Source organism: Bartonella sp. AP58NXGY, from assembly GCF_042195785.1.
Classification (GTDB): Bacteria; Pseudomonadota; Alphaproteobacteria; order Rhizobiales; family Rhizobiaceae; genus Bartonella.
In genome coordinates this window covers 1-585 of the sequence record NZ_JBHIOY010000381.1, presented here as the reverse complement: position 1 = coordinate 585, position 585 = coordinate 1, and the positions used below count along the sequence as shown (strand labels likewise).

2 protein-coding genes are annotated in these 585 nt (G+C 39.7%); both read right to left on the bottom strand.

From position 1 onward, the window contains the following. Positions 1 to 112, bottom strand: a 112-nt coding sequence (gene secG / locus ACFINC_RS11560; protein WP_375617292.1) for a preprotein translocase subunit SecG, incomplete at its 3' end; no start/stop codon positions are given. 83 nt (positions 113 to 195) lie between these two features. After that, a partial coding sequence (locus ACFINC_RS11555; protein ID WP_375617291.1) for a triose-phosphate isomerase occupies positions 196 to 585 on the bottom strand: 390 nt, incomplete at its 5' end.

Here is a 585-nt window from a genome sequence, read left to right as displayed (position 1 = left end):
GCCCTGAGCTATTACTCACACCGAGCCCACCACCTTCTGAAGGTTGGATTAAGATCACCCCAACCAAAGTAATCACAATCAATAAATGAATAACAATAAGTACTGTTTGCATAAACCCTGCTCTTCCAATAACTCTTTCATAAGCTCTTTACACATAAATAGCACACAATCCAAGAGAGAACTCAAATTTCTCTGTTATAATTTACGACAAACATCGCAAATCGTTAAAAAATCAATGGCTTTTAAGCTAGCTCCGCCGATCAAAGCCCCATTAACATGAGGAATGCTTAAAAGCTCAAAAGCATTGGATGTCTTCACGGATCCACCATAAAGCAAACGTATCTTATTGCCTTGATCACCAAAACGAGAGTGCATCTCATCACGAATAAAATGATGCACTTTTGCAATATCTTCTGAAGTTGCCGTATTGCCAGTACCTATCGCCCAAACAGGTTCATAAGCAATAATAGTATTGTCTGCTGTTGCATCATCTGGTAAAGACCCTTCAAGCTGCTGAGAAAGAACATCCAACACTTTATTATTATCACGCTCCTCTAATGTTTCCCCAATACACACAAGCGCCAC